Here is a 22,983-nt window from a genome sequence, read left to right on the forward strand (position 1 = left end):
AAAAATCCCCTTTGATGAAACTCAAAGGGGTAATTTATTTGTTTAATTAAAAAATTTAGTTATTTTCTTGGCTTGTGAATGTTAAATTCTTTAAAGATTTCTCCAAAAGCATTGTTAGTAAGACCACGGGCATTTGCGTTTGCTAGGTTAAGTTCATCGCTGGTAATGTTTTTAAAATAACGGTCATCGATAATAAATTCAGTATCGGCAATTGGTAGTCATTTTAATTTTTGGTCTTCTTGTTTGAATATTCCCACAAATCTAACATTTGAAGAGAAGAAATGCTCAGGAATAACTGTCTGGAATTGAACTGCACCATTGTCTTTGTAATCAGGATTATTTTCTTTAGTAGAACGAGTTGCTTTTAGCATTGCAATTTGACCACTGTCGTTTTGGAAAACAAAACGTCAGTCATCACTATCTTTAACAGCTGAATAATCTTGGGTTGGAACTGGAATATTAGTTGTTAGTGTAAAGGTACGGGTGTCACGGTTAAATAAGGTTTTTCTTACCCGAAGACCAAATCCACCATCTTGAACTTGAGTTCAACCAAGTGGATTTTGAAGAACTGTCTTTTTTGCCTCTGCATTTTCAGTTGTTTTAATAAATGGAGTTTCTGAATTTCGGAAATTAGGCCATCAATTAACTAAATTTGGAGCAATCATTTTTTCGTTGTTTGTTAGTTCATCAGGATTAACAAATAATAAATCAGTTAAATTAGCACTAATAATATTTGATTGTTGCTGAATTAATTCTTTTGGATACCAAAAGTTCAAATAAGCAGTTCCTCAGTCAACGGCGTTAGCCCCTACTTTTTCTTTAACAGTCTTTGTGTATTTGTCTTGAACATCTGTGTCTTTTTTGTCAGGATCATTAAATAAATTGTTAACAAAATCACTTGCACTATAGTAAGTAACTTTTGTTGGCTGATTTAAAATAATATTTAAATAATCATTAGTTAGTTTGAAGTTCTCGCCTGGACTAACAAATTGATCTGGGTGAACATTTGTTCATCCTTTTTTAACATTTTCTACTTTTGTTTTATTAAGTTGGTATGAGTATAAATTAAGGTTGGTGGTTGGGGTTTTAGCTTCTGTAGTTTGACCAGTACCTTCATGAGCTAATCTTTGGTTTAAGTAACCTGAAGGGTCAAAGACTTTAAGAGATAAAGCAGAAAGATCTTGAGCGGGGTCTTTTGTGAGTAACTGGAAAAGTGGATCGTTGTTATTTTGGAGGGTACCATGTCAATTTTGATTTATTAGTCTAGGGTTGACGTTTTTGTTATTTTGAGGTTTTGTATTATTTAGTTCAGTTTTATTTGGTTCTCAGCTAGCAAGTCGATTAAACAGTGATTCTCAGTAACCGTTGTTCTCTTTGAGGAACACTGAGAACTTAGCGGGTTTTTTCACTGTTGCCCATGGAACACCAATTGCACCTTGTAAAATTAATTTAGGTTTAATTTTTACAATGTTAGATATTTGTTGCTGGTTAGTCTCAGGTTGAGATTTTTCTTCCTCTGTAGAAGAAGTAGAAGAAACGTTTGCTATTTGAATAGGGGCATTAATTAAACGTTTTATATCGCTACTTTCAAGACTAAATGATAACTTTGTTGGCGATTCTACCTTTAAATCGTTTATTTTAAAGTCTACAACATTTTGGTTAAGTAATTGGTTCAATGTTAATTGAACTAATTGATGCTGAGGATTCGGGATCGAAACTGGCGAAGACTCAATTAATTTTGGATCTTCAACTTTAATCATAGATGCTTCTCTAGTAGCTTTTTGGGCTGCTTCCTTCTTCCTATTTATATTATGATCCCTATTAGTATTAGCTGCTTGGAAGTATGTATTCCCTTCGTCACGAAGATTTGCTAATCCTGTATTCTTCACCTCAGGCGCTATCACCGGCTGCAGCGGACTTAAAGCCAGTTCAGCCGGATGAATACTCACCGGCACTGAAGATAGCCACTGACTTGTTGGGCGACCGCTGGCATCAGTCTGTATTGGATTTTTAAATTCTAGAGTAATTGTTGTTGAATTAGCCAGCGGCTGGTCAGGACTATATTGTTTAGCCCAGCTAGTATTTGATACCACCGGAGTCTTTGCCAGTTCAGGAATGTTGTCTTGTTGTTTGTGGACTATCAGACTTAGGCTCTTATCTGATTTTACCCGTGTTGTTGTATTTCCATCAGTAACATTTTTTACTAACGAAAGACTAACGCTATAGACCTCCGGTGAGACTTGCTTAACTGATTCAATTTCAAAACTAATGTTTGGATCAAGATTATTAAAATAATTACTAAATTGCTCACCTAAAAGAATTTCGAGTTTTTGTTTTAGAGTCTGTAAGTCTTCATTTGTACTCTGGCTTGACTCAGAGCTTGGACTAGTCTGAGGGCTGTCCTGGAAAGGAGTGGCAAAATAAGGTAAATTAGTAGAAAAAATTATGTTATAATAGAGTCACTAAGAATGAATTAATAAATTTTAAATATTGAATTAAGGAGGAATTAGTTATGTGTTTGCCATAAAAAATCAGTTAGTGCGATTTTTCCATTATGTTTTTAAATATATTAGAATGCATTAAAATTAACCTTTTGCAAAAAAAAAAAAAATGCTTGGTCTAAAAAAATTTCTGCTATAATTACACTCACTAAGAATAATTAATAAATTTTGATATTGAATTAAGGAGGAATTAATTATGTTTTTGTCATAAAAAAATCAGACAGTGCGAATTATCCATTATATTTTTAAATATGATGGAATGCCTTAAATTTGACCGTTTAGAAATCTACAAATTTAAGGCTTTTAGTTATTGTTCTTTCAAAACTTCATATATTTTTTTAGGCTCAATTTAAATAAAAACGAGTTTTCTATTTACATTGAGTTTAAATAGCAGTTGTATTTTTTGATGGTTTTTGTTGTTTTGCCCATAAATTGGGAATATTAAGTATTTTGTGCACTAAAGCAAATATGCTTTGATAAAATTTATCATAAAGAACCAAAATACTGAATATTCCCCAATTAAGAAGTAATTAGAAATAATTTTCCCTAATCGGTTAAATAATGTAAAATTAAATTAGATTTCTATTAGGAAAAAATCCATAAAATTTAAAACACAAAATTATGAACACTCCCAATGTGCAATGCATTGAATTGTGATACTTCAAAAATTATAGAAAGTGTGGAGGATAAAATGATTAATAATAAATTGACATATATTTCTTTGTTTTCATCTGCAGGGGTAGGTTGTTATGGATTTAAAGTTGAAGATTTTGAATGTATTGCTACTAATGAACTAATTGAAAGAAGACTTAACATCCAAAAAATTAATAATAAATGTAGTTTTAATAGCGGGTATATCAGCGGAGATATCACAAATAAAGATATACAAAATAAAATCTATAATGAAGTAAAATTATGGAACAAAATGGGTAATGATAGAGTTGATGTTGTTGTAGCTACCCCGCCATGTCAAGGAATGAGTGTTGCGAACCATAAAAAGAAAGATGATGAAATTGAAAGAAATAGTTTAATTGTCGAAAGCGTAAAGATAGTAAAAAAGGTTTTGCCAAGATTTTTTGTCTTTGAAAATGTGGCAGCATTTTGGAAAACTGGATGCACATATAATTCTGAAGTAGTTCCAATTGGAAATATGATTACTTCAGAATTGTCTTCAGAATACATTATAGAAAACAGAATATTAAATTTTAAAAATTATGGGTCTAATTCCTCTAGAACTAGGACATTGGTAATAGGCGTTCATAAGTCAGAAAGTGATTTTATATTGCCACTAGAATTATTCCCTAGCTATAGAGAAGAGAAAACATTAAGAGAAGTTATTGGAGCTATGCCTGAATTATCATGGGGTGAATATGACAATAGAGATTTTTATCACAGTTTTAGGGAATATCCTATTCATATGAGGGATTGGATTTCTAATCTCAAAGAGGGGCAAAGTGCATTTGATAATATAGATGATCTTAAAAAGCCTCACAAGATTATTAACGGAGAAATAGTAATCAATAAATTTAAGAACGGGGATAAATATAAAAGACAAATTTTTGATAAAGTTGCTCCATGTTTTCATACAAGAAATGATCAAATGGCAAGTCAAAATACCATTCACCCTAATCAAGACAGAGTATTTTCAATACGAGAATTAATGAAGATGATGTCTATACCAGATAGTTTTAAGTGGTCGGAGTTATCTTTAGATGATTTAAATTCTAAATCCTATGAAGAAAAGAAAGCCATCTCAAAAAAGGAAGAAATAAACATTAGGCAGAGTATTGGAGAAGCTGTTCCCACTGAAGTATTTAGACAAATTGCTAATAATATAAAAAAGCATCTTAGGCAAAAAAAAATTAGAGAGGTTGATATTAATAAAATAATTGATGAGGAAAAACTTGCTGATATTAGTAATTTGAAAAAATATGTTTTGAATAACAAGGATAGTGTCTGTTTTGAAAGCTTAGCTCGAATTATAGAACTATCGAATGCTAAAAGATATTCTCATTCTGCATTTTATACTCCAAAAAAAATATTAAATGAAATAGTTTCAGTATTACCTGACTTTGAAAAGGATGAGATTCATATTTTAGAACCTTCTGTTGGAATCGGGAGCTTTATTCCCCTTATATTTAAAAAATATGATTATATAAAAAAAGTATCACTCACAGTAATAGATATTGACCCAGAAATGTTAGATATATTAAAAGTCCTGTTCGATAGTAAATCAATTCCTGAGAATTTTAATATTAATTTTATTAACGCAGACTACATGGACACAAAGTTTAATTTTAAATTTGACCTTATTATTGGCAATCCACCATTTACTAAATTAACTTCAAAAGATATTTTGAAATACATTAAAAATAGTGTCTTTAGTAAGAATTTAACTAATTTGGCAGGATTATTCTTGGAAAAATCATTGATAGATTCACACAATGTATCATTAATATTGCCAAAAAATTTATTAAGCAACCTTGAGTATATAGAAACTAGAAATATACTCAAAGAATACAATGTTGAATCTATATTAGATTTTGGAGAACTAGGATTTAAAGGTGTTTTAATAGAAACTATAAACTTAACAATAAATAATAAAAAAAATTCAAAAATATTGGTTAAATCACTAACCAAAAATGTTAAAATTATGCAACCTAAAAAATATATATTTTCTGATGATTTACCTTATTGGGTGATTTATAGAAATGATTTTTTTGATAAAGTTTCGAATAAATTGATATTTGACGTCTTTTCTGTATTTAGAGATAGACAAATCACATCTAAAATGCTTAATAACTCTTATAATGACGATTCTATACGTGTTATAAAATCTAGAAATATTTCTGATGATGGAAGTCAAATAGTTAATATTGAGGATTATGACTCATATATGGATTTATATAAAGCCAAAAAATTAAGTGTATATAAATTCATTGACAGCGATGTCGTTTATTTAGCTCCTAACCTGACTTACAAACCAAGACTATTAAGAAAAGAAAAAGGCTATATTACTAATGGTTCTGTTGCAATACTTCAAAAAAAATATGACTTTGAAATATCAGAAAAACAAAGATTATATATTTCTAGTCAGGAATTTAGAGAATTTTATTCATTGGCAAGAAACTATCAAACTCGCTCATTGAATATTGACAATACAAGTGTGTATTGGTTTGGAATAAACAAGGAAGTCTAATAATGAGCATTTACTCTGATTTTTTAAATCAATTTGATTATGATGTAAGAAAAAGCAACAATGCTAGATGGATAGATCAAAAATGTACTTTTGATGTTGTCTCAATTATAGCCGATTGTATTATAGAATATGTGGAAAATGAAAATGAAGAATTTACAGTCTCAGATATATGGCATAGTGAATATTCTAGAAACAATGTTATTGAAATTTTTTCAAAACCTGACCCCGAATTAAAAGCAAGTAATGAGTATGATAAATATTTTGCCCAACCAATAAATTTATTGTCTTATAGCAAAATATTATCAACAAGAAAGGAAAATAATAGATATTTTTATAAGATTAATAACAAAGAGCTATTGGAAAATATAGCTTTAAGGCCAACAAATGCATTAAATTTTCTTTATGAGTACATAGTAAAAGTTTTAAAGGATAGTGATTTATATAAAAGTTTTGAAAAATTCTTTGAAATTCAAACTAAAGATTCATATAAAGATCTAAGGCAAGACTTTATTGATTTTACCATTGAAAATACCGGCATTAATACAGAAACAGAATGTGGTAGGATATTCACAAAAATAATAAATCCATTAGCATTTAAGTTCAAGAAACTAGGCACTGAAAAAGGTAGGATGTCATCAAAAAATATTACTATGAATGACCTGCTCTATAATAGATCTAATTGGAGAGACGAGCTAAGTGGTAAGGATAAATCACTAACAAGAGAAGAATACCAAAACACTTTGGATCAAATGAGCTCTAAAGCTTATTCTAAATATACTGTAAATAAAGCTAAAAAAGATGTAAGAAAATATAATGATAAATATTATGGTTCTAAATCTGAAATTAACCAGCCAACAGAAACAGTTAATGCGAGCCAAGCTCATCATATTTTCCCACAATCAGATTATCCGCAAATTGCTGGCTATATAGAAAATTTAATAATGCTTACCCCTAATCAGCATTTTAGTATGGCTCATCCAAATAATAATACTCAATATATCGATAAGGATTTTCAGTATATTTGTTTATTAATAAAATCTAATAAGATAAAGGATAATTTGACTTCAGATTTATTGCCTAAATTTTATGATTTTTATGATTATATGTATGTTTTAAATACAGGTCTTGATACTGAAGACTTTAGTGAAGTTGAATATTTGGATTTTGCTACAATAATTAACAAAATAGACTATTTTTATAGCGACTACATTGATAATAATAAATATATTTCATTAATTAATGATAACAAAATTGCTATATAGATTTGGTTAGTGAGGGGGGGGCTAAGCCAGGACAAAAGCCAACACCTATGTGTTAAGTCTTTAGTCCCGATTTACTAATTATGTTTTTTGGCCAAAAAATCATATAATGCAAATTTTGGACTATGTTCTAAATATGGTTGAATGCATTAAAATCAACCTTTTCAAAAAAAAAAAAAAAAATGTTTGGTCAAAAATAAAATTATGTTATAATAGAGTCACTAAGAATGAGTTAATAAATTTTAATATTGAATTGAGGTGGAATTAGTTATGTTTTTGTCACAATAAAATAAGATATTGCGAATTATCCATTATATTTTTAAATATGATGGAATGCCTTAAATTTACCCGTTTAGAAATCTTCAAATTTAAGGTTTTTAGTTATTGTTCTTTCAAAACTTCATATGTTTTTTTAGGCTCAATGTAAGTAAAAACGAGTTTTCTATTTACATTGAGTTTAAATAGTAGTTGTATTTTTTTATGATTTTTGTTGTTTTGTCCATAAATTGATTTTTGTCAATGTTTTACTAAAAAGCAGTTTAAACATTTCATATTTTGCTTTTTAAGTAAAAATTATAGCTTTTTTAGTTTGATTAATAAGCAGATTTTTGTTTGTGAGCGTTAGATTTAAAATTCAGTGTTTTTGCTTTAATAGTTATTTTTTCTGAGTTTGCCAAACAAGTTAAAAAAGTCCCAAAAATCGGACACTTTTTTGAGATTATCTCATCAAACTAGGAAATTAGGGAAAACTATCATAAACTTTTATTGATTGTATTTTAATTAATTAAAAAAAATTTTAAAATTAAGCAGAAATAAATTTTAAATTTAGTATAATTTTTTTTATTGAAAATAACAAAAATGATAAAAAGGGAAAAAACCAGGAGGCTTTTATGCAAAATAAAAAGGCAAAAATATTAATTGGCAGTGCCGCTGCAATTGTACTAATGTCGACGGTCTTTGGAACTGTCGCTGGACTTGCTGCTAAAACTAGATATCGTGGAGTTAATCCTACCCAAGGAGTTGTTAGTCAGCTTGGCCTAATTGATTCAGTAAGTTTTAAGCCAAGCGTTGCTCACTTTACTAGTGATTATAAAACTGTCAAACAAGCACTTTTAGGGGGTAAAACTTTTAATGCCAGCAGCACTGAATTTAGCGACTTTGCATCAAAATTCAACTTTTTAACTAATAATGGCCGTAGTGTTTTGGCAATTCCAAACAAATACAAAGTTGTTATTGAAAAATTTGAAGCCCAAGATGAACAACAACGCTTTTTCCTTTCCTTTCATTTAGAAGAAACTCTTGAAGATAAAAATGTTGCCCGCTCAGCAACAAAATCAATTTACCTTTCAGTAGTTGATGCCCCAAAGGCAGCTTTGGCTCAATTTAGTGATATTGTTGACTCCAATTTTGCTAATTTGGTTCCTAGCCCACTTAGTCATTTTTCATCAACTTCTGTTAGACCTTTAGGGCTAACTCGTGCTGATGATTTTGCAAAAACATTGAATCAATTTGAATCAGTAGAGGAATTTGAGTCTCATTTAAGCAAATTTTTTGACATTCAAGCAATTAAGGCAAAAATTCGTCTTGAAGCCCAAGGCTTTGGTTTTGCAAAAGGCGACTTAGAAGAGCCTTTTGTATTTAGTTTTGTTAAAAATCCACAAAATTCAAATGAGTGAGCTACAAGTCTAAATCAACAAGTACCCTCAGTGCGTTTATATTTAAAAACTGAATTTGAGTCTCAGGCAAAAGCGACTTTAGCTAACTATAAAAATAAAGATGAGTCATTTTTAACTTCAATTGACTTAGTCGCAAGTGATAAGTCTGCTTTATTTGCTAATACAAAAGACCTAAGCGATCAACTCGAAGTTAATTTACTTGATGCTTCTGATTATTATATTGATCCAGATAAGCCTCAGGTTGATTCAACCACCGGAGTTTTACTTCCTTCTTCACTTAGTTTGTTTGAGCGTGATTTATTAAGACAACCTTCTAATAAGCCAGTTGATAAATTTTCTTTGTTTCGTTATGATGCAATTAATTTTTATAAACAACTCCAAGAACTTGTAAGTAAGCCATCTGCAATCAAAGATATAATTGATGCCAGCCTAACACGTGGACTGACTTTTTCTTTTGGTAAATATGATTTACTTTTTGATAACTTACGCGAGCACCTTGATTATGACTTTTTAGTTTCAAATGCTAAAATTCGTCAAAACTCAGTTTCAGGAAAATTATTTATTGAACTGCCAATCAAAATTAAGCTAAAGTCATCAATTTTAGGGGACACAGGTCAAAATATTAAAACTATTTTGGAAAAAACTGTAAGTTTTAAACTTGATAATTTCCGTGATCAAAAAATCGAAGATGCCCTAGCCAGTCTTTATCCTGAACTTAGCGAGCAACTAAAGCAATTAAAAGATGCCCAAAGCGCCCAAGAAGCCGCCCAACAACTAGCAGCTGATATTTCACCATTTCCATCTCAATCCACTAATCAAACCCTAGGAGCAACCAAAGAAAATCCTTATGATCTTGTCCAAGGTGCTCCAAAGTCTTATTTACTTTCAAAATACGAAATTAAACAATTAATCGACCAAAAAGATTATAAAAAACTAATTAGTCTTTTTAGTGATCCAAATTCTTACAATATTGATTTTAAATTAGGTTCAACTCTACAAGCCCAAAATATACAAGTTCCGTCTGACAAAGAAATAGCCAATTTAAATGCAACAATTGACTCAGCTCAGGCTTTAAAAAATGCTGATATTTACTCAGTTTCGACTTCGGCATTTAAAAATCGTGCTTCATTATTTGCTTATTTCCGTTACCTTTTATCATTAGATCCTAAAGATGCAATCAAAAAACTTGTTAATATCGGAACCCAAATGGGTCTTGAATTTGAAGGCTATCAAGACTTACCACTAAATCCAACTTTGGCAGATTTAGCAAAAGTAAAAATTAAAACCAAATTTGATAACTACGAGCACGACCAAGATTTTCTAAGTCAGCAAGATGAAGATCAAAATCAAGATGATTCTGTGGGAACAAAATTTGGACTCAAACTTCTTGATTTTAATGGTTATTTTGCTAATGACATTACAAGCCCAAATCAAGGAATGGCTTTATTTTTACCAGCAAGTCTAGATTTTAATTCAACTCAGTCAACTTCAACTCAGTCAAGTTCAACCCAAAGTACTCAAGACTGAAAAGTTGAAATTGCTAAAAATCTTGTTAGCGATAAAAACCAGTTAGCAAGCTTACCTTTTGCAATTTGAAACAGAATTATTGGCCAAGAAAAACAACAAGAAAACGATAAAAAACTAACATACAAAATTCTTAAAAATTACCAAGATGCAATTAAAATTGCCAAACAACCAGCTTTTTGAAATACTGTTGATTCTGATAATAATCCTCAAGTTCCTTTTAAAGATAAAGATTTTAGTAAAATCTCTACTCTTAGTGATTTAGTTTTTGCCTTTTATACTCAGGCAGCCTTAGCTAATAATTGAAATGAATATCAAGACTCAGGTGCACGTCCTTCAATTAAATTTGAAATTCAAGAAGATGCTGCGGCTTCTAAAGATCAAGGTAATATAATTGGTCTAAAAATCAAATATGTTGTTGGATTTGATGATAATGCTGGCAGTTTTGTTGATGATATTATTTCATCTTCACCTCAGACAATTTTTGTTCGCACTTCAGGGCAGTCAGAAGTTGAAGTAAAACAAAAAAATAATTTAGACCAGATGATTGAAGATGCTCCCCTTTCAAGTCAGTCATTGATTCTTGATGCTGAAAAATTTGCTCATCTACAAATTCTTGCTAATTCAATTTATGACAAGAATAAACCAAAATCAGAAGAGCCAACTTCTCCAAGAGATTCAGGAATCCGTTGAATCGATGACAAAGTTCCAGGCCAACCTCGACCAGAAGTTCAAAGACCCGAAGTCAATCAAGATGAATTTTTCAAAGACAAATTAAAACCAGTTGCGGTACAAGTTTCGACTTTCTCTACTCTAGACGAGAGTCCTTATTTTGCTAGTCCATTCCAAGATGACTCTCAGACTAGTCAGAGTTCAGACTCAGCAAGTCAAAGTTCAAACGAAGATTTACAGACTTTAAAACAAAAGCTTGAAATTCTTTTAGGTCAAAATTTTAGTACTTATTTTAATAAACTTGATCAAAACATTAGTTTTGAAATTGAATCAGTAAAAGAAATCTCACCTGAAGTCTACGGCGTTAGTCTAACTTTATCAAAAGTAATCCAAAACGGTCAGAACTCAACAAAAGTTAAATCAGATAAAAACTTAAGTCTGATAGTACACAAACAACAAAATAATATTCCTGAATTAGCAAAATCTCCGCAAATTTCAAATACTTCCTGAGCAAAACAATACAATCCTGATCAGCCACTAGCAAATTCAACAACAATAACATTGGAATTTAAAAACACAATACCGAAAGACTCAAATGGTCGACCAACAAGTCAGTGGTTATCTTCAGTGCCTGTGACAATTCATCCGGCTTTAATAAACATCTCTCCTCAGGCCGATGTTCTTGACCAAGCAATAGCAAATGAGGTGCTCTCGCGTTTGGAAACTACTAGTTTAATAGAAACTCCCTCTCCTGAAGCTCTAAAACTATCGATTACTGATAAGAAAAAAGTTGAGGAAGTTATTTCCGCTCTCAGAAGTAAACTCCCTCAATCTCTATCTAACCTTATAAGCCCTATAGTTGATGCTTATAAAAGACATGAAACAACTAAGTCGCATATTTTATCTTTAGCCCATATTCAAAATTCAAACCATTCGCCAATTAAATTATCGCTAAATGCTTCAACAAACACTAGCTCTGAAGTTAAAGTTGCAAATCTCCAACTTATTAACGAAAAAACTATTAGCTTTGACTTAGAAAGTTCCAATATTAAAAGGCTAATTAACGCCCCAATTGAAATAGCTTCTGAACTATCTGACAAAAAATTTGATCTTGAATCAATGAGAGTTCATAACATTTTGAGTCAAGATAATTTAGATTCCGACACACACACACACACACACACAACCGCGGAATCAAACAATCAATCAAACACACAAACCTCAACAATTACTTTTATTAAACCAAAATTTATTGTTGAGCGGACTGTTGGCGTGCCATGAAGCACATCACAAGTAGTTTTTGCTGCTAAGAAAAATTTACATGATCCAACAAACTTTGATGTATCTAAAGTCAAAGATTCAACCTTTTTTGTCTATGGTTGACGAGCAATAAGTCTAAATACCGGATCTCAACCGCCTGTACAAGTCCCCTACCTCCAAGTCCAGCCCCTTTTTGATCCACTTGTTGATATGTTTCCTGTACCACAGGTTCAAAGTCTAACCAGCCTGTCATTTAAAGTTTTTGATCCTGATGGTTATTTATACCAAAAATTATATTCTAAATCAGCAACAAATGTTGATCTATATTCTTATCGACTAAACCAAACAAAAGAACAATCAACTCGTAAAGGTTGAACTAACCAACACCCAAGTCAGGCAAATTTTGGCAATAATAATTTTAGCTTGCCAAGCAACTATTTAAATATTATTACAAATCAGCCAACAAAAGTTACTTTTTATAATGCAAGTGATTTTATTACTGATTTATTTAATGATCCTGACCAAAAACAAGAAGATATTAATGACAAATACACTGATAATATTAAAGAAAAAGTTGGTGCTAATGCCGCTGACTGAGGAAGTGCTTATTTTAACCTTTGGTATCCAAGAAAACTAATTCAAGAACAATCAAATATAATAAGTGCTAATTTAAATGACCTACTCTTTGTAGATCCAGATGAACTTGAGAAAAATATAAAAATGATTGCCCCGAATTTTACTAATTGGTGACCTAACTTCCAAAATTCAGAAGTTGCCGAAATTCGCACAAAACATAACGAAGAAGCTTTCAAAAAAGTTAACCTTTTACCTCAAGGTTGAACCCAAATTCATGATGGGGGCTATCCACTCAAAGTTCAAAAAACTGCATTTAATCGCGACACTCGTACTTTTACACTTACAACAAATCTACCAATTCCAACTCAAGACTACTATCAAGATGTCAAAGACACTGATGACTGACGTTTTGTTTTCCAAAACGATAATAATCAAATTGCAATGCTCAAAGCTAATATGCTAAAACAAGGGTCAAAAAATCCTCACTATAAAGACAAAGGTTGAATTCAATTTGAAACAGTAATTCCTGAGCATTTTTTCTCAACAAATGTCAGATTTGCTGGAATATTCAAACAAGAAGACAAGAAACTAAAATGACTACCAATTATTGACACTGAATATGTAGTTGATGACCGTTATTTTGGTAATATTATTTCTGATCCTTTAGATCTTAAGAAAGCCCGTGGCCGTGGATTTACTAATAATGCTTTTGGTGATGTCTTCAAAGAATTTAACATTCACAGAAAAAAGCAATCTTAATTCAACAAATAAATTAAGCACAAATTAAATACAAATTAATTACCCCTTTGAGTTTTATCCAAAGGGGCTTTTTTATTATTTTAAATTTAACCTTTTGCAAAAAAAAAAAAAAAAATGTTTGGTCTAAGATTAAATAAGTAGAAAAATCTCAGACAATTAGTTTTTTACCTATGATTTTGATTGCACCACTTTTGTTAATTTTTTCTAGCATGTTCATTTTAAAAAATTTGGACAAATAATTTACCTCATATAATAGCTTGGAGTTTTATATGATAAGCAACTTTGAGGCCTTTCATAGTTATACCAATCAATAAATTCACTTATTTTTTGATAAGCAATAGCTACATTTTCAAAATTTTCGCCCTCAATATTAAGCAATTCTCGTTGAAAAACTGCATAAAAATATTCAATAGGACGGTTTGCAAGGGCATTGCCTTTTGGTGACATTGATTGTTGGATATTGTTTTGTTTTAAAAAATTAGCAAATTTGTAGTTCGCATATTCCACGCCATGATCTGAATGGAAAAATTTTGGTTTGATATTATACTTTTTAATTGTTTGTTTTACTAAGTTTATAGTTTCTTCTGAAAATCTTGTTTTAGAAATCGAAAAATTGAGCAAGTAATTGGATTTTGTTTCAATAATTGAGTGTAGGTAAAATCATTCGTTGTTAATTTTGATAAATTTAATATCAGCAAACCATTTTTCACCAAAATTTTCTGAGCTAAATTCACCTTTGATATGATCTTCAGTCCAAATTCGTGTAAACTTTTTCTCTTTTGGTGCCGGTTTTCCTTGCTTTTTATAAGCTAGTGATTTTAATCCTAAAAATTCGTAGTGTTTTTGAAACACGTACGTGGATACATAATTTCCCTGATTTTTGTAAATATTATATAGGACGTCACGCCCTTTTACCTTTCGATTCAATATGAAATTTTCACGAATTCACTCAAGTAATTTTTCATCATAAATCATTTTCTTTGGTGGTTTTTTCACCCTTATTTTCTCATAAATCGAAGTGCGATTAATATTAAGAACACTACAAATTCTAGTGCAATTTTCGATTTTGTTTTTATCTTTTTCTTGTTCTTGTTTTCGTTTTTTGAGCTCCTCAAGAACAATTGCGGGATCAATCCCGTATCTTCTAAGAACATTCTCCATTATTTCTTGATAAACTTCACGATCGTTTTCAGAAAGATCGTTAATTGTATATTTCTTTTTTGGTTTACGCGGTGATTTGATTTTCCCGCGAACACTTATCAAACTTTTCATATCATTATTATAAAACTTTTTTTGCCAATTTCTTATCAAATTATTAGCATATATATGCAGCATTCATTCTTTATCCGCTTTTTTACTTTTAGATTTGTCTTTGTAAATTTCTCTAAATTCTTCTGCAAATTGCAAAATTGCGTTTTTTAGCCCTTTAGATTCGGCAATTTTGATGTATTTAAATTTGTCTTCAATTGTAAATCTGTATTGTTTCATTTTGACACACCTTTTTTCGAATAAGTCTGAAATTGGTGTACTAACTTATGTTTGGTCTAAGATAAAATTATGTTATAATAAATCTCACTAAGAATAAATTAATAAAATTTGATATTGAATTAAGGGGGAATTAGTTATGTTTTTTGCATGATAAAATCAGAAAATGCGAATTTTCCATTATATTTTTAAATATGATGGAATGCCTTAAATTTAACCGTTTAGAAATCTTCAAATTTAGGGCTTTTATTTATGGCTCTTTCAAAACTTCACATATTTTTTTAGGCTCAATGTAAGTAAAAATGAGTTTTCTATTTACATTTAGTTTAAATAGTAGTTGTTTTTTATGATTTTTGTCAGTGTTTTGAACTAAAAAAGTAGTTTAAAAATTTCATAATTTTGCTTTTTAAGGTAAAATTTCATCTTTTTTAGTTTGTTTTATTTGATTAGTAGGTAGGTTTTTCTTTCGTGAGTGTCCCGAGTTTCCCAGTTTCATAAGGTAATTTTAAGAAAGCATCTGGTTTTAGGCAGTTTTTTAAGTTTTTTGGTAAAAGTTACTTACAATTTTTTTAGTGATTTATTAAGATATCAAAGTAAAAATCATACCTATTTCAAATATTCGGATCACTAGGAACACCATCTCGATTTTTAAATGTTATTTGCTGATCTAAAGTGTTAAATTCAACCCTTTGCCTTAATTTTTGCAACATCGTTACTAGACCAACTTAGTTAATTTTTGTTTTTTCATAATTTATAATTATACCACAAAATTACTTAAAATGCTAGTAAATGATAGTAATAAAAATTAAGGTTTTAAAATCAAAAAACACCGATTTACCGATGTTTTTTCATATTTAGATTCACTAAAAAGCGAATTTTTGCCTTAAAACTGGGAAACTCGGGAGTAGGTAGGTTTTTCTTTCGTGAGTGTTAGATTAAAGTCAAAAAAAGTCAACACCTTAGTGTTAACTTTTTTTGTCCTGGTTTATTGAGGATGCTTTTTATTTAAACTAATATAAATATTAATTTTTAGTTTCATTAAGATCAAAGTATCTATCAATAAATAATTTATTAACTAATTCAGATTTGTCTTCGTTTTCGATTGATTCAAAAACTGCAGCTGATTTAAGAAGAACCGCCCCACTAGTTCCAGACAATCCTGCTTCTGTTGCTAATTTACCTAAAATATAATATTTAATATCTGAAAATTTTAATGAAGAATCAAGATTTACAGTTTTTTTCACACTAAAAACAGGTTTATATGGATCGCTAGCTATTGATGAATAAAGAGTTAATTCCATTATTTTTTTGTCTTTTTCATCTGCGTCTAATAGTCGAAAGACAACAAGTGAAGTCGCTAATTTGTTGTCAAGGAAATCGGAAACACCAGGAGTAAATGTATTTTTAGATTCACTAACTTTATCAACAATATTTCTAGTGCCGAAGCGGTTGCGTTCTTGTCTTTCAGTTACAGTATCAACTAACGCTGTATGGTGATCGATTTTTTGCACATGATTAGGTTGTTTTGCAGTTTCATCACCTATTTGTGCTTCTAAATTATTAATTTTGTCTTTGTCATATTCGTAGCGTCTAATTTTGATTCCAAAGTCAATTTTTTGGTTATCACCGTAAGAATAAGGTGAACCAGATTTATCTTCTTTTCAACCTTGAACTAAATAAAAAGGTGCTTGACTAGTTGAAAAGTTTTGGGCAGACTTAAATGCGAGAACAAATGTAGGGTTTTTAATATCATCTTTTTTTGAAGAAAAATCGAGTTTAAGACCGTCATGAGAAAGGAAAATACCGCCTTGAGACAAGTCTAAATAAGGTTTTAATTTTGACCTACGACCACTTGGAACAGGATTTTTTTGATCATCATAGTCTTTAAATTCAAGTTTTTGAGAATCAATTGACTTAATTGAGCTAATTGGAATTTGATTTTCGTTTGGATTTGAGGTTTGATCTGTTGGGTTAGCGGCGGATCCGCTGTTTTCTGTAATTAATGACTCAGCATCAAGAAAGAAATGTAATTTAGTTTCTTCTTGTAAAAATTCAAAAGGTTTATTATTTTTTAATACATCGGCAATTGGAATTTTTATTTCTTTTAATTTATCATCTCCAAGCCAAATACTAATAGAAAGAGCAAATTTTTCATTTTCAAATCCTGTATCAAGAATTATAGAGCTTGAATTTGGTAAATTAGATGCAAGTAGATTGTCAAAAAGTTCAGAAAGTAATTTTCCAGGACTTTGATTTGGTGCTGGATCTGCCTGTTTTTGCTCAGTTTTCTCTTCTTTTTTCTCTGTTTTTTCAGTTTCTTTTTGTTCTTCTTCTTCTTCGAAAGGAGTTGTAGTTGCTAAAGAAGATACATTAATTTTAGCTGGTGTTGGGTTAGTTTGTGATTTTGTCTGAGCAATAAAATCAAGAAGTTCAGAAAGTTGTTTAGTTTCTTCTTTAATCTTTGAAAGTTCGATTTTTTTATTTCTAATATGTTCAATTGTTTGGTCAATTGTTTTTGCAAAAACTGTTATTTTTTGGTCATCTTTAACCTTAAACTCTAAATTTTCAATTTTTAGACTACTTGATCCATCTGGATTTGTTTTTGTTATATTATCAAGTGCATTTTGGAAATAAGCCCCATAAACTTTATCGCTAATATTATAATTAAAATTGAAACTATACTCTAATTCATTATTAGAATTAAAATTTAGACCGCCAGGGAAAGTCTCACTTGATATAAAATTTCCATTAAGAGTTAATTTAAGTGGAATTACTTGTTTTTTAATTGGATCTTCTTGGTCTTCTTTTGAAAGTTCAATTTTTACTGGTTGAATTTTAAATTCAGAAATTTGGAAATTATTTAAAATTTCTGAAAAAGATTTTTTTAATTTTTCCTCACGAGTTTCAACTTTTGGAACTTCTGGTTTTGGAGTTTCTTCGGTTTTAGATTCTTGATTGTCTTTTGTTGAATCTTGGTCTGTTGATTCTGTAGGTTGAGTTTCTGTTGAATTTTCAGAATTTTCAGAATTATCAGTAGTTTCTCCTTCACCTTCAGATGATGAATCTGCTTGTTGCTGAGTGATTTTTGAGTTGTCAGTTAAAGTTGAAACACTTATAGGTTGAGGTGAAGCCGGGGATGCAGCATCAGAATCAGAACTTGCAGCATCAGGAGTAGAACTTTCAGGAACAGTTTGACTTGGAGATTCAGGTTTTTTAAATCAAAAATCAAGACTAGATGGTTGGTTGTCTTTGAAAATTGAATGATTTTTTGCTGAATCAGGCAAAGGTTTTGAAATTAAATCTAGTGGAGTTAAATTTGAAGAAGCTAAAAATTTAGCAATTTCATCGTTAAAAGTGTAGTTATCTTTGAAAATTTGGGCAAATTTAGAAGCATAATTTTCGTTAATAGTTGATAAATTTTTAAATTCTAAAGCAATTTTAGATTTCTTTTTAGAATATTTTTCAACCAAGGAAAGATCTAAATTTGCTTGACCAGTTGCATCATCAACTTTTGAAAAAAATAGTTTGCTATCTTTTAAATTAGGTTCTACATCAAAAGCTAAAGGCAAAATCAAATCATTTGTTTGCTTATTAAAAAAGGAAATACTCCCAAATTCAGCAATAGTTTTTAATAATGCTTGTTGATCAGAGTTTGATTTTTTGTTTTGAATAAATTTAGAATTAAACAAAATTGCAATTTCACTAGCAGTTTTATCTTTAATCAATTCATCATTAACGAGTTCAAGAACAACATTTACATTATCAGGATCAATTTCGGAATTTTTAACATGAGAGCTAAATTTTAGGTCAAATTTAACATTATAATTAATATTTTGTGCTGGATTTTGGACATTAATTGCTAAATTAGATAGCGTATTATTTTCAATTTTTAAATCTTTTTTGTCTTTTGGAGCAAGTAATTTAAAACTAAATCCAGCGAATTTATCTTCCAAAGGCTTAAAATCAACTAGCGAATTTAGATCAAAATTATAAGTTTTGTCATAAAATAAGTCAACTGCGTTTTTGGCTGTTAAAGTATCAGCAAATTGTGCTTTTAAATTTAGTTGACTAACAGATTGTAAAATTTCTTGTTGATTTTGACTGTTTTGAGCAAAAGATTTTGCTTCTGATTTTTGATCAGAATATTTTAAAAGTTGTTCGGATTGATTTGCATAATAAGCATTTTTTCCAATTGGAACGGCAATTCCAATACTAATAATTGTGCTTAGAAAAACAACCGAAGATGCAATAAGTAAATTTTTTCGTTTAATAATTTTCATAATAAACCTTCCATTTTAAGAATAATTTTATGAATTTAGCAATGATTTATCAGTTTTATATACAAAAAATTTCAATTTCTTAGTTGAAAATTCATTCGGGTTTTTCTTGTTATGTACATAAAAATGAAGAACTTTAATTGTATCTATTCCTGGATAATTTTCATAAATACCTGCAAGTTTACCAGTAGAATTTGGGGTTTGTGGAGCTGGGGTTTGTGTTTTTGGTGCTAGTTCTGGCGCTGGTGTAGGTTCTGCTGGAGCTGGCACAGGTGCCGCTGGTGGTGTCGGTGCAGGAGCAGGAGGTGTTGCTGGTGCTGGAGCTGGTGGTTCTGATACCGTTGTTGGTTCAGATGTTTCTGTTGCTACTTGTTCAGTTGGCTCTACCATTTCCACCGGTTTCTTAACAACATCTTTTTTAACAGCCAAACCTAATTCTGGATAGTGCAAACTAAAATAAGAATACATCGGGAATTTTTTAATTACTTCTGTGATATCAACATAATCTTCTTTATCACCAACAAGTCGATTAATATTTGTCCAAAGATCATTAAAATCATCATTACTTAAATAAGTTGGAAGAGTCCCGCTACGGAAATTATCAACAAAATTATTTAGTTTTTCAATGCTTTCAGGAATAATTATTCCGTCTTTGTTAGTTGAAATTGTAATTTCTTTTGGCTGTGTTTTAAAAATTACTGAAAGAATTTTTCCATTTTGATCAACTGGACCAACTTCATATCAATATTTAAGGTTTACTTTTGATTCTTGTTGAGCTACTTTTGTAGGTATAGGCTGAGAATCGCTAGGTTGAGCAGCACTTACCGGTTGATTTACGCGCACAAAATTAAAACCTGACATAGTACTTCGCGGTGAACCCTCATCATCAAATTGAGTTGTTGCTGCTTTTGGGTGCGCAATTTCAAAATTTATTTTATAGTCAAAATTATTACCTAAAGATTCAGATAAAAGTCCGGTTTTGTTAGAATAAATATTTTGGTAAAAAGCGACAATAAAATCTGTTAGTGTTTTAATTGGTGAGCGGTATTGTTCGCCAAGAGTTGGGTCAATTTCTTGAATTTTACTTGATTCAGATCTTATTTGGCCAACATAATAATCAACGCCGATAGTATTTTGTTCATTTTGAACCATTAAATCAATAATATTTTTAAGTCTTGGGTGAAGATAAAAACTATAAGGCATGCGACCTTTTTCAGCTCAGTAATTATTATTGATTGAAAATAGTCAAATATCTTTTTGTGCTTGTCTATCTTTTTCTTGTAAAAAGTTATTTCAACCTGATTTGTTTTCGATTTTAATTTTTGCCAGCTCTTTAAATAAATTTGTACTGTCAAGATTTTCAGGTCAAGTCTGGGCTGAGTCAATTAATTTTAGTCCTTTTAGTCAGTCAAAAAAATATTTAACAACAAAATTAATATCTTTTTGGGCTAAGGCTGAATAAAATCTTAACATTTCCTCAGAAGATTGGAAAACTGGCGATAAGACATTAACAATTCCAGCAACTTCTTCTGGATATGTGAAAGTTCACCTTGAACGCTCAATTAATTGATCAACTGGAATAACATCATATTTTTCAACTAAAAGTTTTAATTTTTCTTCGTCAAATTTAACGCCATAATAATGCGGATTTTCTAAAATATTTTTTAGTTTGCCAAAGTCACCTGAATTTACAAGTTTTTCAATTTCTTCTTTTGGCACAGGATTTTGCTCTGAAATTTGGGCATCTTTTTGGTTAAATTCAAAGTTTGTAGCCTTAGCTTTTGAAATTAAATCAGGCATATTTTTAACTAAAACTGAATAGTCGCCAACATTTTGAACAAACGGTTTTTGGGCGATAATTTCGTTTTTATCATTATAAATTTGAATATTTCCGTGAAATTGAATTATGATCTTATTGTTTTGATAGACAAATTGGGTCTTTTCAGGATCAACGCTAAAATCAATTTTTATTTTCGAAAAAAGATCAGAATTTTTTAGCCGAGAAATGTAATTTTTTAACTTTATTTTTGACAGCAACGGAACATTAGAAACTTGGTTTAATAAGTTTCTGTAAAATGCTTGTTTTTCTTGATAAGAAGGAAAAACTTGATTTTTTAGATAGTTTAGCAATTCTCAACTTGTGATTTTTTGGCTGTTTTGTTCATGAATATCACTAAAATTAGTTAAATCATTATCAGAAAAAGGTGATAATTCAATGTCATTTGCAAGGCTACCATCTAAAAATGTATCTGAAAAATCAAGATCTACTGCAAAATTGAAGTTTGGACTCGATTTTAAATCTTGATTGCTATGTTTAGCAAAATCGGCTGAAAATTTTGCTAAAAAATAGACACGATAAATGTTTTTTAAAGGCGTTTTGCTAAGATAAGCATTTTTGAGAACCGGTTCTTGGATAAGTTCGATTGAATATTTACCTTTGGCAAAATTATCATCATCGACAAATTTATTAATTTTATTTTTTAATAAATTTGTGATTGTTGACTCAAGATTGAAATATTGGCTAATAATTTTAGAAGCCTCAAGTGCCGATTTTGCCGAGTTTACTTTGTCTAAAAATTCGCTAACTGGGGTTAGTTTTGCAATCTCTCTTGTTGGTGACTTATCAAATTCAGAGATAAAATAAGGTCTTAATTTTGATAGTTCGGCTTTTGCTAAACTTGTAAAATTGCTCAGTGAGGAATTAGACAGACTTGTAACAGGATTATAAGCAACTGTTGCACTGTGAAGATCAGAATTTGCAACTTTGCCATCATCTAAGTTTTGTAAAACCCGTCAATAAATTTTAAATGACTGTTCTTGATCAAGCGCTTCGATATCTGCAATATTTAATTTGAATTTTTGTCATTGAAAATCATTTTGAAAATCAACAATTTCGAAATTGGAGTTAGAATTTTCTGCATAAAAATCAAAAAAATCGGTTAAATTAATCCCCGATTTTTTTGTGCCATTAGATTCAAATAATTTGCTTTTTAAACTAAAATAATCTGCATTATTTTCAACAACATCACTTTTTAGACTTATAGAACTAATTGAATTAGCTTGTTTTTGAACATCAAATAAAGGATCTTTGGTTACAGAAAGATTTGAAACAAGCCCAACTGGAATTCCAATAATTAGACCTGAGGCAATAAGACTTGAGCCGATTGTTAAAATCAATCTTTTTTTCCGTAATGCGACATTTGCCTTCCTATGTTCTTGATTCATTTTCACCTCCATTTGGATTTTGTATAAAATAAATAATACCACGCCATCTCTGCATGGTTATTTCTAGAATAATAGTTTTGCTAGCTACATATTTAATTTTACCAAAACAAAAAAAAAAAAAAAAAGTAAAAAACCTAATAAATTAGTAAAAAAATTCAGTTATAATTAGACTAACTAAGAATAATTTAATAAATTTTTGATATTGGATTAAGAGGCTTATCCATGTTTTTTGCCTAAAAAATCAGATAATGCAAATTTTGAACTATGCTTTAAACACGGTAGAATGCATTAAAATTAACCTTTTGCGAAAAAAAAAAAAAAAAATGCTTGGTCTAAAAAAATTTCTGTTATAATTACACTCACTAAGAATAGTTAATAAATTTTGAAATAAGAATTAAGGGGGGGGTCAAGGATGTTTTTGTCATAAAAAAATCAGACATTGCGAATTATCCATTATGTTTTTAAATATAATGGAATGCCTTAAATTTGACCGTTTAGAAATCTACAAATTTATGGCTTTTAGTTATTGTTCTTTCAAAACTTCATATATTTTTTTAGGCTCAATGTAAA

The 22,983-nt window shown here is 30.0% G+C and carries 8 protein-coding genes; 3 read left to right on the forward strand and 5 right to left on the reverse strand.

Annotation, left to right across the window (positions count from 1 at the left end):
• Nucleotides 1-59: 59 nt before the first annotated feature.
• On the reverse strand, nucleotides 60-2,093 hold the full coding sequence (locus tag PWA39_RS01475) for a hypothetical protein (protein WP_274827483.1): 2,034 nt from the start codon (nucleotides 2,091-2,093) through the stop codon (nucleotides 60-62).
• A gap of 1,099 nt (nucleotides 2,094-3,192) precedes the next feature.
• Here PWA39_RS01475 and PWA39_RS01480 point away from each other — a divergent pair.
• The 3 genes from PWA39_RS01480 to PWA39_RS01490 all read left to right on the forward strand — a co-directional run bounded on the left by PWA39_RS01480 (nucleotide 3,193) and on the right by PWA39_RS01490 (nucleotide 13,426).
• A complete protein-coding gene (locus PWA39_RS01480; RefSeq protein ID WP_069099266.1) occupies nucleotides 3,193-5,700 on the forward strand; it encodes a DNA cytosine methyltransferase in 2,508 nt (835 codons plus the stop codon).
• Nucleotides 5,701-5,702: 2 nt separating this feature from the next.
• Entirely contained in the window at nucleotides 5,703-6,962 is a 1,260-nt protein-coding gene (locus PWA39_RS01485) for a restriction endonuclease (protein WP_069099265.1), read from the forward strand.
• A gap of 887 nt (nucleotides 6,963-7,849) precedes the next feature.
• Nucleotides 7,850-13,426, forward strand: a complete 5,577-nt coding sequence (locus tag PWA39_RS01490; RefSeq protein WP_274827484.1) for a P97 family adhesin — start codon at nucleotides 7,850-7,852, stop codon at nucleotides 13,424-13,426.
• A gap of 240 nt (nucleotides 13,427-13,666) precedes the next feature.
• Here PWA39_RS01490 and PWA39_RS01495 read toward each other — a convergent pair whose 3' ends face one another.
• From PWA39_RS01495 to PWA39_RS01510, 4 genes are all read right to left on the reverse strand, one after another.
• Complete coding sequence (locus PWA39_RS01495) at nucleotides 13,667-14,914, reverse strand: DDE-type integrase/transposase/recombinase (protein ID WP_274827485.1); 1,248 nt, start codon at nucleotides 14,912-14,914, stop codon at nucleotides 13,667-13,669.
• A gap of 566 nt (nucleotides 14,915-15,480) precedes the next feature.
• Nucleotides 15,481-15,621 carry a transposase gene (locus tag PWA39_RS01500; RefSeq protein ID WP_075949654.1) on the reverse strand — a complete coding sequence of 47 codons (141 nt, stop codon included), beginning with the start codon at nucleotides 15,619-15,621 and terminating at the stop codon, nucleotides 15,481-15,483.
• Nucleotides 15,622-15,933: 312 nt separating this feature from the next.
• Nucleotides 15,934-19,191 carry a P110/LppT family adhesin N-terminal domain gene (locus PWA39_RS01505; protein ID WP_069099599.1) on the reverse strand — a complete coding sequence of 1,086 codons (3,258 nt, stop codon included), beginning with the start codon at nucleotides 19,189-19,191 and terminating at the stop codon, nucleotides 15,934-15,936.
• A 27-nt stretch (nucleotides 19,192-19,218) separates the two neighbouring features.
• Complete coding sequence (locus tag PWA39_RS01510) at nucleotides 19,219-22,413, reverse strand: P97 family adhesin (protein ID WP_069099598.1); 3,195 nt, start codon at nucleotides 22,411-22,413, stop codon at nucleotides 19,219-19,221.
• Nucleotides 22,414-22,983: the final 570 nt, after the last annotated feature.

Source organism: Mesomycoplasma ovipneumoniae ATCC 29419, from assembly GCF_028885435.1.
Classification (GTDB): Bacteria; Bacillota_I; Bacilli_A; order Mycoplasmatales; family Metamycoplasmataceae; genus Mesomycoplasma; species Mesomycoplasma ovipneumoniae.